Annotated in this window: 14 protein-coding genes; 6 read left to right on the top strand and 8 right to left on the bottom strand. The window is 39.6% G+C overall.

All coding sequences use genetic code 11. The features are described 5' to 3' along the window. Positions 1-141 precede the first annotated feature (141 nt). Entirely contained in the window at positions 142-1,875 is a 1,734-nt protein-coding gene (locus AAGD16_RS07175) for an AMP-binding protein (protein ID WP_377114593.1), read from the top strand. A gap of 45 nt (positions 1,876-1,920) precedes the next feature. Here the strand turns inward: AAGD16_RS07175 and AAGD16_RS07170 are convergent, their stop codons facing one another. Together AAGD16_RS07170 and gdhA are read right to left on the bottom strand one after the other, a co-directional pair. Next, entirely contained in the window at positions 1,921-3,027 is a 1,107-nt protein-coding gene (locus AAGD16_RS07170; protein ID WP_377114590.1) for a GGDEF domain-containing protein, read from the bottom strand. A gap of 180 nt (positions 3,028-3,207) precedes the next feature. Beyond that, a complete protein-coding gene (gene gdhA, locus AAGD16_RS07165; protein WP_028835295.1) occupies positions 3,208-4,560 on the bottom strand; it encodes an NADP-specific glutamate dehydrogenase in 1,353 nt (450 codons plus the stop codon). Positions 4,561-4,797: 237 nt separating this feature from the next. Here gdhA and AAGD16_RS07160 point away from each other — a divergent pair, with 237 nt between their 5' ends. Then, positions 4,798-5,772 (top strand): IS1595-like element ISPesp2 family transposase, encoded by a 975-nt coding sequence (locus AAGD16_RS07160; protein WP_377114587.1) that lies wholly within the window; start codon positions 4,798-4,800, stop codon positions 5,770-5,772. 86 nt (positions 5,773-5,858) lie between these two features. Continuing rightward, positions 5,859-6,299 (top strand): energy transducer TonB, encoded by a 441-nt coding sequence (locus AAGD16_RS07155; RefSeq protein WP_064662731.1) that lies wholly within the window; start codon positions 5,859-5,861, stop codon positions 6,297-6,299. 331 nt (positions 6,300-6,630) lie between these two features. Here the strand turns inward: AAGD16_RS07155 and AAGD16_RS07150 are convergent, their stop codons facing one another. From AAGD16_RS07150 to AAGD16_RS07130, 5 genes are all read right to left on the bottom strand, one after another. Beyond that, complete coding sequence (locus tag AAGD16_RS07150) at positions 6,631-7,104, bottom strand: DUF1456 family protein (protein WP_377114583.1); 474 nt, start codon at positions 7,102-7,104, stop codon at positions 6,631-6,633. 98 nt (positions 7,105-7,202) lie between these two features. Continuing rightward, a complete protein-coding gene (locus AAGD16_RS07145; RefSeq protein WP_377114580.1) occupies positions 7,203-8,447 on the bottom strand; it encodes a lipoprotein-releasing ABC transporter permease subunit in 1,245 nt (414 codons plus the stop codon). Next, positions 8,437-9,135 (bottom strand): lipoprotein-releasing ABC transporter ATP-binding protein LolD, encoded by a 699-nt coding sequence (lolD, locus tag AAGD16_RS07140; RefSeq protein ID WP_377114577.1) that lies wholly within the window; start codon positions 9,133-9,135, stop codon positions 8,437-8,439. Before lolD ends, AAGD16_RS07145 begins: the two co-directional genes overlap by 11 nt. After that, on the bottom strand, positions 9,128-10,345 hold the full coding sequence (locus tag AAGD16_RS07135; protein ID WP_377114574.1) for a lipoprotein-releasing ABC transporter permease subunit: 1,218 nt from the start codon (positions 10,343-10,345) through the stop codon (positions 9,128-9,130). The genes lolD and AAGD16_RS07135 overlap by 8 nt, the downstream gene beginning before the upstream one ends. Positions 10,346-10,481: 136 nt before the next feature. Next, positions 10,482-11,354, bottom strand: a complete 873-nt coding sequence (locus AAGD16_RS07130; RefSeq protein ID WP_029609976.1) for a LysR family transcriptional regulator — start codon at positions 11,352-11,354, stop codon at positions 10,482-10,484. A 130-nt stretch (positions 11,355-11,484) separates the two neighbouring features. Here AAGD16_RS07130 and AAGD16_RS07125 point away from each other — a divergent pair, with 130 nt between their 5' ends. Both AAGD16_RS07125 and fghA read left to right on the top strand, forming a co-directional pair. Next, positions 11,485-12,606 (top strand): S-(hydroxymethyl)glutathione dehydrogenase/class III alcohol dehydrogenase, encoded by a 1,122-nt coding sequence (locus tag AAGD16_RS07125; RefSeq protein ID WP_008110499.1) that lies wholly within the window; start codon positions 11,485-11,487, stop codon positions 12,604-12,606. Between the two features lie 66 nt (positions 12,607-12,672). Next, entirely contained in the window at positions 12,673-13,515 is an 843-nt protein-coding gene (gene fghA / locus AAGD16_RS07120) for an S-formylglutathione hydrolase (RefSeq protein WP_024601045.1), read from the top strand. On the opposite strand, the gene AAGD16_RS07115 is transcribed toward fghA, so the two are convergent. Then, the gene (locus AAGD16_RS07115) at positions 13,469-13,801 is read right to left on the bottom strand and encodes a hypothetical protein (RefSeq protein ID WP_377114570.1); all 333 of its coding nucleotides are present in this window, start codon (positions 13,799-13,801) and stop codon (positions 13,469-13,471) included. The genes fghA and AAGD16_RS07115 overlap by 47 nt on opposite strands. 271 nt (positions 13,802-14,072) lie before the next feature. On the opposite strand from AAGD16_RS07115, the gene AAGD16_RS07110 reads away from it, so the two are divergent. Beyond that, positions 14,073-14,489 (top strand): MgtC/SapB family protein, encoded by a 417-nt coding sequence (locus AAGD16_RS07110; RefSeq protein ID WP_013464847.1) that lies wholly within the window; start codon positions 14,073-14,075, stop codon positions 14,487-14,489. Positions 14,490-14,499 lie beyond the last annotated feature (10 nt).

Raw genomic sequence — 14,499 nt, 5'->3', positions numbered from 1 at the left:
TAGCGTCTGATTTGCCCCCTCAAAATGATTTAGTATTATTGCCGATTGGTATAATACATTAGTCTAACCCTCTTCCTTTTGTCGACAATTCGTGTTTATTTAAACAGCAGGCCTCTCAAAAATAAAAACATGGAGTATGTCATGAAAGCGACACAAAAAGTGATAAAAGAAGTAGAGCAAATAAACACTATACCGCTATCAAGCAGCTATTTTAAAGGAATTCAGAGCACACCATTAGTAGAACAAACCATAGGCGATTACTTTGACGCCATTGTCGACAATAACCCAGACGCTCTGGCCGTAGTCGTTGCCCATCAAAATATACGTTTAAGCTATAAGCAATTTCAACAGCAGATTAATCAACTTGCTATGGGGTTACTGGCTTTAGGGGTAAAACCTGGTGAACGGGTCGGTATTTGGTCACCGAACAATATACAGTGGTGCTTAACACAATTTGCCACCGCTAAAATAGGTGCCATTATGGTATGCATTAACCCAGCTTACCGCCCTAGTGAACTGCAATATGCACTAAACAGTGTGGAATGCTCTACGCTTATAACCACCACTGAATTTAAAGGCAGCCACTATATTAATATGCTGCAAAGTTTAGCTCCTGAGCTTAGCGGTTGTAACAAAGGTGAGTTAACCGCAGTCAAATTACCCACTTTAAAAAATGTAATTTGTATTGGTGATGAACCCGTCGATGGGATGTTTTCCTTTAATGAGGTTATGAGCATGCCCACCGATGCACATAAATTAGAACTGCAAGCGGTGGCCAAAACCCTCGATTGCAATCAAGATATAAATATTCAATTTACCTCTGGCACAACAGGAAACCCTAAAGGGGCTACGTTGACGCATAAAAATATATTGAATAATGCGCTTTTAGTCGCACAAGCTATGCACTTTACTGAGCGCGATAAGCTCTGTATTCCTGTTCCGCTATATCACTGCTTTGGCATGGTATTAGGCAGTTTATTGTGTGTCAGTAAAGGGGCCGCTGCAATTTATCCAAGTGATTCTTTTGATCCAAAAACTACATTAGAGGTGGTACAACAAGAAAAATGCACCGGCCTTCATGGTGTACCCACTATGTTTATAAGCGAGTTAGAGCTTAATAACTTTAACGAGTATGACTTAAGTACACTGCGAACGGGTGTTATGGCAGGCTCAACTTGTCCTGAACAGGTGATGCGTAAAGTACAAACACTCATGAATATGAATCAGGTGGTAATTGCCTATGGGCAAACAGAATGCAGCCCAATTAATAACATTACCGAAACCGACTCTTCTATTGAGCGTCAAGTCACTACGGTTGGCCGAGCACTTGCACACACCGAAGTAAAAATTATTGATGAGGTTGGTGACATTCAAAAAATCGGGCAGCCTGGTGAAGTATGTAGCCGTGGGGCCGGCATTATGCGTTGCTACTGGAATGATGAAGAGAAAACCAAAGCCACTATCGACAATGACGGCTGGCTGCACTCGGGCGATTTAGGGGTAATGGACAGTGAGGGCTTTGTCAGCATTGTTGGCAGAATTAAAGACATGATTATTCGTGGTGGTGAAAACATTTATCCGCGTGAAATTGAAGAAGTGCTTTACACCTATCCGGGTATACAAGACGCCGCTATTTTTGGCATTAGTGATGAAAAATTTGGCGAAGAAGTCTGTGCTTGGATCCAGCCTAAAGAAGGTGAAGTGCTTGATGAGCAAGCAATTCGTCTGTTTTTAAAGGACAAACTCGCCTACTTTAAACAACCTAAATACATTCGCTTTGTTGAAAATTACCCGATGACGGTAACCGGTAAATTGCAAAAATTTAAAATGCGTGAACAAATGCAAGAAGAGCTCGCCGAATCTGCATTTTCGTAAACCGATTCAATGCGAAGCACTATCAGCTTAGTGCTTTGCATTGTCTTACTCAATTTCAGGTTGTTTAGGGTCAACAAAATCGGTAATACTGATATTTCGTCCTGCATTTTTAGCTTTATAAACCCCTACATCAGCTGTTGCTAACAATGATTTTATTGAAGGTCTATATGTCGTGTATTGATCAATTGCAATACCGGCAGAGACAGTAATACGGTTAAAAGGTGAATATTGGTGTGCAATGGGGTCGTCTGCGAAGCACTTAGGTAAGTCACTTAACCAATCTAGCTCATTCGCTTGCAATGTTTTTACCAATATGAATTCTTCACCACCAAAACGCACCACAATATCAGCGTCACAATGCTTTAATCGGTTTGCTACTGCTATTAGTACGTTATCTCCCTCTAAGTGGCCGTAGTTATCGTTATATTTTTTAAAATAGTCGACATCAATCATGGCTAACCCTAAATATTGTGATGGCGCTAACTTGTTAATTAATGCTTTACAGCGCCGATCAAAACTATGCCGATTATGCATACCTGTTAACTGATCGGTGTTGGCTTTTTCCGTTTCAAATAACTCCGCTTTATATTGCTTTCTTAATAAGGTATCTAGTTGATATTGCACAATAGCCAATACAATCACCATGCTAAAATAAAAATAAAGTGTCCATACAATCGAAGTAGAAGAAAAAAGCTCAATAAATATCAAGGCAATGCCGATTATTGACCATAAAACCAGTTTATGTCCTAAGTGCAGCATCGGTATGGCTATAAATGCAGCCGCTACAAGCATAGGCCCTCCCTCTTTCAACTCACCGTAACGCTGAACATATACCCAGAAGAAATAACTAAATAAAAAACAAAATAAAACCGCATAAATAAAAAAGCGCGAATGTAAGTACTCTGAACTTAGTGTTTTATTTATAATAATCAGAACTATCGATAGCAATACCATAACTACACGTAAAATTGTTATGGTTGAATTAGCAGGCTCTTGTTGATTAAACCAAGACATAAAAATAAAAGATAATAAAAAAAGTGTTACAAGGTAGAGTGATGCATCAGCAAGACGCATTGAGCTTTTATTAAGTTGATTTTGGAAGTCGTGCTCTGTCGCACTTGAAAAATAAAAAATTGCGGGAATAAGTCGCACCTGCACTCTCCTTAATAAGCTCACTGATCCTTATCCATACTATAGTTTATTGTTATTAATTAGCGAGTTAAATTTACCTTATTAAATAATATTATACATTATTTTTGCTATATCCTGAACAATTCTTATTCAGGATATAACGAATAAAAGTAGAGAGTTAATTAAATAGCCGAGGCGCTACTATACAACGCCTTGTTCAATCATTGCATCGGCTACACGTCTAAAACCAGCGATGTTAGCGCCTAGTAATAGATTACCGGGCTGATCAAATTCTTTTGCGGTATCGCTTGCTGTTGTGAAAATATCTTTCATTATTTGCTTGAGCTTTTCATCAACTTCTTCAAACGTCCAGCTTTGCATACTGGCATTTTGCGCCATTTCTAGTTGGCTGGTTGCCACGCCACCGGCATTAGCCGCTTTACCCGGGCCATAAGCTATTTTTGCTTCAATGAAGCAATCAATCGCTTCTTTGGTTGAGGGCATATTGGCTCCTTCACATACTAATTTACAGCCATTATCAAGTAGCGCTTTTGCATCCGCTTCGGTCAATTCATTTTGCGTGGCGCAAGGAAACGCAGCATCCGCACTGTAGCGCCATACCGTATGACCATCCTCTGGGTAGTCATCGCGAGGCGTATACTTGGCTTGTGAATGACTATCTAAATAGTCACTTAAACACCCTCTTGATTGCTCTTTGAGCTGTTTTATCAGCTTTAAATCAATACCATTCTCATCATATAAAGTGCCTTTAGAGTCACTACAGGTAATTGGCGTTGCACCAAGTTGATATAACTTTTCCATGGCATAAATAGCCACATTACCAGAGCCTGAAATTAAACAGCGCTTACCTGATAAGCTATCGTTACGCTCTTCAAGCATATTATTAGCAAAATAGGCAGCGCCATAGCCTGTGGCCTCTTTACGGGCAAGCGATCCACCCCAAAGTAAACTCTTACCCGTTAGCACCCCTTCATAACGCCCTGTTAAGCGTTTGTATTGACCAAACATATAGCCAATCTCTCTGGCACCTACGCCAATATCGCCGGCAGGTACATCGGTAGTCGGGCCAATATGGCGGTATAGCTCGTTCATAAAGGATTGGCAAAAACGCATAATTTCGCCATCAGAGCGTCCTTTAGGATCAAAGTTCGCACCGCCTTTTCCCCCACCAATAGGCAAACCTGTTAGTGCATTTTTAAAAATTTGTTCAAAGCCTAAAAACTTTATAATGCTGGCATTTACACTCGGGTGAAAACGTAAGCCGCCTTTGTAAGGCCCTAACGCCGAATTAAATTCAATACGGTAGCCTTTATTCACTTGAATATTGCCCTCATCGTCAACCCAAGGCACACGAAACATTAGTTGGCGCTCTGGCTCTACCATTCTTTGAATAATTGCTTGTTGTTGGTAATGACTTGTTTGCGCAAATACAGGTTCAAGTGAGTCAAGCACTTCTTCCACTGCTTGATAAAACTCACATTGCGCAGGGCTCGTTTGTTTTAACTGCGCAATGGTTGTGTGTATATAATTCATATTTATTCTTCCATGTAGGTATTTTTTAATTTGAAATAGGAAAAATGATCAATGCTATTGTTAGTGAAGAAATTAATTATCCGATCATTATTTTCACACTTTAACATCATAGATAAACTGGATGCACGTGTTTGATGTTAAATTAAATTGTTGTTTCTTTTGGCTCTATTTGCGTTAGTTGTTGATCTCTGAATTTGTACTATAATTAATTGTCCCAAAGCTAGAGAGGTCGGGACATTGAAGAAAAATCAATTCACACTAATAATTGAATCGTTATCTAAGCTAACACATAACCAAAAACGATTGCTACACCATCACGTTGTTGAAGACCTCAAACGTGGTGATACTGATAACCTGATCAATGAATGTAAAGGCGATGATGTTATTTGCCCTCACTGTGGTAATGAGGAAATTGGAAAATGGGGCATGGCTGCTGGCTTACAACGCTTCAAATGTAAAAACTCTTCATGTGGAAAAACTTTTAATGCTTTAACTAAAACACCTCTAGCTCGATTGAGAAAGCGTGAACTCTGGGCAAAGAACCTAGAGTACATGTTAGATGGCTTGCCAATTAGACGAGTTGCTGAACTCTTAGAAGTTGCAGAGACTACAGCGTTTCGATGGCGACACAGATTCCTCAAAGCTCCAGCACAGCGCAAACCATCAGAAGTAGCGGGAATCATCGAAGCTGATGAAATGTTTTTCATGGAGAGTTTTAAAGGCAACCAGACGATATATTATCGTAAGCCTAGAAAACGAGGTGGCATGGGCGATAGACGTACTGTTGATGATAAAATCCCTGTATTGATCGTAGTAGATAGAAGCGGTGGTTTAACAGACTTCGTACTTGAAGAACATTCAAGCGATGAAATTCATAATGCAATGAGACCAATAGTAAATCACGACAGTATTCTCTGTAGCGATGGCGCACACGCCTATCGTTCTTTCGCCAAGGAAGAAAATATCCAGCATTATCGCACTATAGTCAGTAAAGGTGAGCGAGTGATCGGTGGTCAATTTCATATCCAGAACGTAAATGGCTATATGAGCCGTTTACGGGGCTGGATGCGAAGGTTTAATGGTGTTGGTACAGAATATCTCCCAAACTACTTAGGTTGGATGAGAATGATGGATAGCAAGAAAGATAAGTACAAAGAGGTAAGGCTTGCATACTTAATTGACGAAAATCTTGCTTATGGCCTCGTTGCCTAGATTTATATTTATTTGATTATGAAGGCGATTTTGTTACATTAATGTGTACTTACATATTGATAATAAAAATACTAAGGAAGGAAAAAATGAAAAAGAGAATCGCAATATTAAGTTCAATATTAGGGTTGCAGTTTTCTGCTGTAGCTCAAGCTAATAACTATGCTGACGTTAAGCTTACTCACCTAGATCCAGAAAAGTCTGCTGCCACATGGGTTAGAACTAAACAAGTCACTCCTAGATACCCTATGGATCTAGCTATGAAAGGTATAGCTGGTTGTGGAGTCTTTAAGCTGACCGTAGATGAAGACGGTAATTCACAAGATATAGAATTAGTTTCGTCTATTCCTAAGAAAGTTATTTTCAAACCAGCTAAAAAGGTCATAAAAAAGTGGCGCTGGGAAAATGTTTCAGGCCAGCCAAACCAAGCCGAAGAAAAGGTAATACGCTTAGATTTTTGTATGGGTGGAAGTTCTGAAGAAGAAGCAAAAGCTAGGTGTGCTGAACAAGCAAAACTTCAATGTGAATAATATTTAAAATGCTTTCCAAAATAGCGTGGGAATAATAAGTAATTTCCACGTTTTCCCACACAAAAGAAATTATTCAACACTTAACGATAATAGAGCCTTTCTTTTGTATAAAAACTCATTAAAAAAGAATTTATATGCTAAAAACACCCATTTGAATGAATAACACGTTAAAAGTATTAAAAAAATAGTAAAACAAAATACGACTCTACATTTTTACGAGAGCGACAAAATAAACTGCTTTATGAGACTGAAGTTGTAGAAGGATAGACTGATAATTGAGTAAATGTGGAGAGGTCAAAATGGAGGTTGTATTCAACCTCCATAAAATGCATTAAGCTTTTTCGCCATCTGGGCGAAAAGTACTCTGTACACCGGTTAAAAATAAACGCAATATTTGATCGTTACACACACGGTAATGCTTGTTTTCAACTTTACGTGAAAATGCGCTTAGCTCATGTTTACTTAAATCAAAATCAACCAACGCCAAGGTCGCGATCACGTCTTCTGCTTTCATATTTAAAGCAATACGTAGCTTCATAAAAATAATATTGTTGTTCAATTTACTTTCAGGCTCTGGCTGCTCACCTTCACGCTTGCCGCGCTTGGTATTTATAAAACCATTTAAAAATACCGCAAATTCAGTGTCACTTATTGGGGTATACCCAGGCTCGCCCTCTTTAGTTAACCATGCAATCACCTGCTCAGTGCTTATGCTCTGCGCTGCTGCGGCGAAAACATCAACCATAGCTGAATCAGTTAAATCAAAGGTGTAGCGAATACGGCGTAAAATATCGTTATTTGTCAAAGTAAATCCCAAGGTAAATAAGCGCTCAGCAAACAAAAGCTGTTTAGTAGCGGCGCAGTTTATCAGAGTTACACTAAGCACCCTATTAAATACTGTGTTTAATTACCCAATACCTTTGCCGGATCTACGCGTGTTGCTTGCCATGCTGGATATAGCGTAGCAAATATCGCAAGCACAAAGGTGGCTATAACGGTCAACACAATATCTTGCCAAACTAATTTACTGGGCAAAAATTCGATAAAGTACACACCTTCTAGCGGGTTTTCACCCAATAATAAGCTCAGCCAAGTAAATAGCTCACTAATATTAATTGCTAAAATCACGCCAATAATTGAGCCTAAAAGTACACCCACAAATGCTTGGGTTAAGCCTTGCATGACAAAAGTAGCCAATATGGTACTGTCTTTGGCACCCATGGTTTTTAAAATAGCAATATTGCCTTCTTTTTCACGCACTTCCATTACCAGTGAAGACACAATATTGAAACTCGCCACCGCGATAATTAAAAACACCACAATATAAACAATCGTGCGCACCATTTGAATATCTTGATACAAGCTACCTTGCGTTCTAAGCCAACTCGAAATATACACATAATCGGTAATAGTCTGGCCAACACGAAGCGCTACTTGATGCGCCGAAAACACATCATCAACACGCAAGCGTAACCCTGTTACTTGGCTTTGATCATAGCCTAAGGTTTGTTGTGCTTTGTTAAGATGAATAAAAGCAGCGCTGCTGTCGATTGGTCCGCCCATTTCTATAATGCCCGCAAGCGTGAGGGTAACACGTTTTGGGGCGAGTAATGACTGGCCTTTTTCACTAATTTGCGGGATTAACAAGGTCACATTATCACCTAATGCGATATTAAGTTGCTTAACAATTTGCTTGCCTAAAATAACATCATCACCTGTTAACTGGCTGACTAATTTACCTTGTGTAAATTGGTTAATGGCTGACACATCACCTTCCAACGAAGGCTCAACACCTCGGATCTCAACCGCTTTTAATTGGCTTTTAAATTGCGCCATCCCATTAACAGCAATAAATGGGGCTGCGCCTGTTACGTGTGGTTGCTGTTTTAACTTTTCGACTTTAGTGGGCCAATCGGCAATTGCCCTACTTGGGGCAACATATTCAACTTGCGGCACTACACTTAATAAACGATGCACTAATTGCTGCTCAAACCCATTAATCACCGATAACGCCACAATTAACACGGCAACACCAAGTAAAATACCAATAGTGGATGCTTTGGCTATAAAACTTACGAAGGCATTTTTTTCATCTTTATGGCCTGAATAGGCTCTAAAGCGTTTACTAATAAAGGCACTAAGCAACATGGCTAGACTCTTTTATTGATAGTTTACCATCATCTAAGTACGCTATTTTACCCAGTTTATCTGCCAGTTCTAAATCATGAGTCACTACCACAAAGCTGGTGTTTAAACTTTTATTTAACTCATTAATTAAATCGTAAATTTTAATCGCATTTTGCTTATCTAAATTACCCGTTGGCTCATCAGCAAGCACCAGCGCAGGCTCTGTCACTAAAGCGCGTGCAATGGCAACACGCTGACGTTCACCACCAGAAAGAGCCGAAGGCTTATGGCTACTTCTATGTGCAAGGCCTACCTTATCTAGCATGTTAAGTGCTTTCTTTTTGGCTTCTTTCGCGCTCAACCCTTTTATGAGTAATGGCATGGCAACGTTTTCAACCGCACTAAATTCCATTAATAAATGGTGGAACTGATAAATAAACCCTAAGTTTTTATTTCTGAAAGCCGCTTGCTGCGAGCGAGATAACTTAGCAACGTCTTGGTTTTTTATTTTTGCACTACCCGCACTGGCCGTGTCTAAGGTGCCTAAAATATGTAACAAGGTGCTTTTACCTGAACCTGAGCTGCCTACAATTGCCAGCATTTCACCTTGCGTTAGGACTAAATCAACGCCTTTTAATACCTCAACCTGATTTTGCCCGTCTTGGTACACTTTACTTATTTTTTCACAACTAATTACTAAATCATTCATAACGTAATACCTCTGCTGGGTTTACTTTAGCGGCTTGGCGCGCTGGATATAAAGTCGCTAAAAAGCTCATTGCTAAGCTTAAAACGGCAATAACACTTAAACTAACCACATCAAATTTGACGGGGAGTGAAATTCCCGATAGTAAATTTAAACCAACCAAAGCCAGCAGTTCATTTATATATAAACTTAATAAAAGACCTAAAAAAGCACCCACGGCCGTGCCAATTACTCCGTTATAGAGCCCTTGTACCATAAATACGGTTTGCACTTGGCTTGGTGTGAGTCCTAATGTTTGCAAAATTGCTACTTCGCTTTGTTTTTCACTGACCATCATGGTCAGTGCCGATACAATATTAAATACCGCCACCAGCACAATTAAGCCAAGGAGCATAGACATGATGCGTTTTTCCATCGCAACGGCGGCAAATAAAGTGCCTTGACTGCTTCGCCAGTCGGTGAGTTTAAAGTCATTGAGTATGTGTTGGCTGTCTTGCATAAATTGGTCAAGTGCAAACGGCTCATGCAGTGACACGCTTAAATTAGGTACCGTATTGTTGCTAAGTTTTAAAACCCGTTGTAGTGATACGCCACTGGTAAATGCCAGTCCCATGTCTATTTCGGAGCCAGTTTCATAGATAGCAGCAATTTTAAATAAACGTTGGCTTGGCATGCGCCCAAGTGGGGTGTACGTAGATGCGTTAGGCATAATTACACGTAACTTATCACCTAAGCCAACGCCAAGTTTGCGGCTTAAATAACGACTTATTGCAATATTATAATTATTATTTAGTACGCTTTGCCAATTGCCTTGCACTATTTTGTCGGTGATTTTATACAGCGAGCCGTTATTGTCGTAAAGCCCTTGTAATAACACCCCGTGAAGATCTTTATTGGTTTGCAATATGGCTTCACCGTGGCGGTACAAACTAACATGATCAACATACGGTAATTGCTCAAGCGCAGATTTTAACGAATTCATTTGCGCTTTGGAGTGATCTTTGGCTTGTACTTCAACGTGTGGAATAAGCCCCAACATATTAGATTTTAAACTACTCTCAAAGCCGTTCATTACACTACTGACCGTAAAAAGCGCCATTAAACCAATCGCTATACCTGCAATAGAAAAAAACGAAATGAACGAAATAAACGCATTGCCTTTAGAGGAGCGGCTATATCTGAGTCCGATAAATAGGCTAACAGGTTGAAACATATTAATTAAAACATTAATGCCAAAAGTGTGGCGTTATAGTAGCACGAACTCAGCGCAATTGAATATCACCATAAATGTAAGAAATAATTTATAAATCTGATACTTGGCTATATTTTAAACAAGCCAGTAAACCCTGCTAAACTTTCAGCCCTGTTACTAAGTAATCAAGTAATACCCGCACATTAGTAGCCACAAATTGCCGTGGCGGATATAGACCCCACACGCCCTCTTGTTGTGGTTGGTATGCAGTTAATATAGGTACTAACTGACCGGATTTAATTTCATTTTCAATATAGTAATCAGGCAACTGAACAATACCCAAACCCTTTATAGCGCCGTCAACCAGTGCCCAGCCGCTATTACAATGCAATCGCCCTGCTACCTTAATATGTTTATCACGATTATTTTCATTTACTCGCCAATAACTACTATTGCCAATTAAACATTGATGATTATTAAGCTCCCCCAAAGTGTGAGGCTCACCAAAACGCGCTAAATATGCAGGTGAAGCACACATAATAAATCGTCGCGAGCTCAAGCGCCGCGCTTTTAAGCTTGAATCTTTTAAATGGCCTAGTCGAATGGCTAAATCAAAGCCCCCCTCTAATAAGTTTTCTTGCTCGTTAGAGAGCGTTGCGATTACTTCTACCTCTGGGTGATCATGCATAAATGAATGCACAATGGGCATAATAAAACTTTCACCATACATAACCGGTGCTGTTAATTTAATTTTACCTTTAGGTGAGGTTTGTACCGATGCTAAGCCTTGAGTGGCCTCGTCCATTGCGTGCTGTAAATGTTTAACTTGGTGTAAAAACTGCTCGCCCTCTTTGGTTAACACAACCTTTCGAGTGGTACGTGTTAATAATTGCGTATTTAACCGTTGTTCTAGCTTTGTAACATGGCGGCTAATATGAGCAACCGATAAACCTAACGTCTGTGCAGCTTGGGTAAAACTTCCCTCTTCGCCAACAGCAATAAACTCATCAATACCTTCCCAACGCATAATTATTACCATACTGTAAAAGTGTTTTATTAAATTGAAGATTATCATTATCTGAGAAACAAATACAATAACCTCATCACCCAAACAGTATGGGTCTACAATTCATATTCAAACCACTACAAAGGATATACACATGTCTGAATTTATAAAATCAAAAGCAGCGATTGCCTGGGGCCCTAATCAGCCTTTAAGCGTTGAAGAAGTTGATGTGATGATGCCTAAAAAAGGCGAAGTAATGGTAAAAATCACTGCCACTGGTGTATGCCATACAGACGCTTTTACTTTATCAGGTGAAGATCCTGAAGGTATTTTCCCCGCTATTTTAGGTCATGAAGGCGCTGGGGTGGTTTACGCTGTGGGCGAAGGCGTTACGAGTGTAGAAGTTGGCGATCACGTTATTCCTTTATACACCGCAGAATGTGGTGAATGTAAAATGTGTACTTCAGGTAAAACAAACTTGTGTTCAGCAGTTCGCGAAACGCAAGGTAAAGGCTTAATGCCAGATGGCACCACTCGCTTTTTCAAAGATGGCGAGCCTATTTACCACTATATGGGTACATCTACATTTTCTGAATACACAGTATTGCCAGAAATCTCATTGGCTAAAGTAAATAAAGAAGCGTCGTTAGAAGAAATTTGTTTATTAGGCTGTGGTGTTACTACCGGTATGGGCGCTGTAACAAATACGGCTAAAGTAAAAGCCGGCGATACGGTGGCTATTTTTGGTTTAGGCGGTATTGGTTTATCTGCCATTATTGGCGCTAAAATGGCTGGTGCTAGCCGTATTATTGGTATTGATATTAATACCTCTAAATTTGACTTGGCGACCAAACTAGGTGCTACCGACTTAATTAATCCAAAAGACTTTGACAAGCCAATTCAAGAAGTCATTGTTGAAATGACAGATGGTGGTGTTGATTACTCATTTGAATGTATTGGTAATGTTGATGTGATGCGCTCTGCGCTTGAGTGTTGTCATAAGGGTTGGGGAGAGTCGGTGATTATTGGTGTAGCCGGTGCTGGCCAAGAAATTTCAACTCGTCCGTTCCAACTTGTTACTGGCCGTGTATGGCGTGGTAGCGCATTTGGTGGTGTTAAAGGCCGCTCACAACTTCCTGAAATTGTAGAGCGTTACATGGCGGGTGAATTTGCGCTAAACGACTTTATCACTCATACCATGAGTCTAGAAGAAATTAACGATGCCTTTGATTTAATGCATGAAGGTAAAAGTATTCGTACTGTAATTCATTACTAATACGCTCATTTCACTTAATTACCATCACAAGCCGTTGCTATTAAGTAACGGCTTTTAAGGATTGTTATGTTAGAAAATATTTCAACAGCGAAAGTGGCTGGCGGATGGCATAAGCAATACAGCCATAGCGCTTCAAGCACTCGTTGCACTATGCGTTTTGCAGTTTTTTTACCGCCAGGCGCCAGTGAAACCAATAAGGTGCCGGTACTGTACTGGTTATCAGGTTTAACCTGTACCGATGAAAACTTTATGCAAAAAGCAGGCGCATTTAAAAAAGCAGCGGAGCTGGGTATCGCTATTGTAGCGCCAGATACGAGCCCACGTGGTGATAACGTGCCAAACGAAGACAGCTATGATTTTGCACAAGGTGCTGGGTTTTACCTTAATGCCACAAAAGCGCCCTACAACACCCATTTTAATATGTATGATTACGTTGTTAATGAGTTACCGGCACTAATTGAGCAACACTTTCCTGTTACAGATAAAAAAGCAATTAGTGGTCATTCAATGGGCGGGCACGGCGCATTGATGATTGCACTTAAAAACCCACAATCGTACACCAGCGCTTCGGCATTTAGTCCTATTGTTAATCCTATGGCGTGTCCGTGGGGTGTAAAAGCATTTACAGGCTACTTAGGCGACGACAAAACAACGTGGGCACACTACGATACTTGCGAATTAATGCAACAAGCCGAGCAAGCAAACTATTTACCTATGCTGGTAAGCCAAGGTGATGCTGATAACTTTTTAGAAGAGCAGCTTAAGCCGCAAAACTTGGTCGATATCGCTAATAAAAAAGCGTATCCGCTGCAGCTCGAAATGCACGCTGGCTACGATCATAGTTACTTTTTTATTAGTAGCTTTATAGACCAACACTTATTATTTCATCATCAGTTTTTATCGGCTTAGATTCATTACTGTGTAGAGTAGATTTATCTACTTCTACACATTCTTTTAAGACTTTAGTAACCTGCCTACATTTTTTAATCACACCGTTATCTTCTTTTATAAATTCAATTATGGCTTTATCAGTTTCGTAACCAAGTTTGCTAAAACTAAAACCATCTTTATCCTTTACATAACTATTAGTGCTATTGATGTTGGAATTGGATCTCGCCGTTTCATCCAAAAATATACCCATTACTGTGCAACCACTTAATACATTTAAAAAGATAATAATTAATAAAATGCGCATGTAAACTCTCGTTGCAAATAAGCCAAATTATATACGACTTAAAAAAGGAGTGTTGTAAAAATATGTAAGCCCCACAATTTTACATAATAGAGTTTGCTTGTGTGGTACGCAGCTGAAATTCATTGCTGGGTAAAAACGCACTTTATTGTGTAAATATTGCTAACGCCACTCATCCCCCTCGATAAAACAAAGGTAACACAATGATTTTATTTAAATTAATACCTTGGTTCAATTTTTGCTACTTATTTAAAATTTATACGTGGAAATAGCAATGGAGATTGATCTACAGTGGAGAGACATTATTGATAACTTGATTCATCTTGGCATGGCGTATTTACTTGCCCTGCCAATGGCATATGATAGAGAGCATAGCCATAATGGTGCAGGTCTAAGAACGTTTCCTTTAGTTGCCGTCGCATCATGTGGTTATGCACTGATTGCTATGTCAGTTTTGGAGGGCGCAGAGGCGCAATCTAAAATGTTACAAGGTATTATTACAGGTATTGGTTTTATTGGTGGCGGCGCTATTTTAAAAAATAACCAGTCTACATCTGGAACAGCAACAGCTGCGAGTATTTGGAATATGGGTTTAATTGGTATCGCTATTGCGTACAGCCGCTATGAAATAGCTATTTTGTTGGCAGTAATAAACTTCATAACGCTTAGGTATGTTAAAAAATTTAAATAATGAAAATTAT

The sequence above is a fragment of the Pseudoalteromonas sp. M58 genome (assembly GCF_042604605.1).
Classification (GTDB): domain Bacteria; phylum Pseudomonadota; class Gammaproteobacteria; order Enterobacterales; family Alteromonadaceae; genus Pseudoalteromonas; species Pseudoalteromonas tetraodonis.
This window is presented reverse-complemented; position numbering and strand designations above follow the sequence as displayed.

Excerpts from the sequence above, each read along its gene's own strand:
- AAGD16_RS07135 (WP_377114574.1), bottom strand. The coding sequence starts at position 10,345 with ATGTTTCAACCTGTTAGCCTATTTATCGGACTCAGATATAGCCGCTCC.
- AAGD16_RS07110 (WP_013464847.1), top strand. The coding sequence starts at position 14,073 with ATGGAGATTGATCTACAGTGGAGAGACATTATTGATAACTTGATTCAT.
- gdhA (WP_028835295.1), bottom strand. The coding sequence starts at position 4,560 with ATGAATTATATACACACAACCATTGCGCAGTTAAAACAAACGAGCCCT.
- AAGD16_RS07125 (WP_008110499.1), top strand. The coding sequence starts at position 11,485 with ATGTCTGAATTTATAAAATCAAAAGCAGCGATTGCCTGGGGCCCTAAT.
- lolD (WP_377114577.1), bottom strand. The coding sequence starts at position 9,135 with ATGAATGATTTAGTAATTAGTTGTGAAAAAATAAGTAAAGTGTACCAA.
- AAGD16_RS07145 (WP_377114580.1), bottom strand. The coding sequence starts at position 8,447 with ATGTTGCTTAGTGCCTTTATTAGTAAACGCTTTAGAGCCTATTCAGGC.
- AAGD16_RS07155 (WP_064662731.1), top strand. The coding sequence starts at position 5,859 with ATGAAAAAGAGAATCGCAATATTAAGTTCAATATTAGGGTTGCAGTTT.
- fghA (WP_024601045.1), top strand. The coding sequence starts at position 12,673 with ATGTTAGAAAATATTTCAACAGCGAAAGTGGCTGGCGGATGGCATAAG.
- AAGD16_RS07115 (WP_377114570.1), bottom strand. The coding sequence starts at position 13,801 with ATGCGCATTTTATTAATTATTATCTTTTTAAATGTATTAAGTGGTTGC.
- AAGD16_RS07175 (WP_377114593.1), top strand. The coding sequence starts at position 142 with ATGAAAGCGACACAAAAAGTGATAAAAGAAGTAGAGCAAATAAACACT.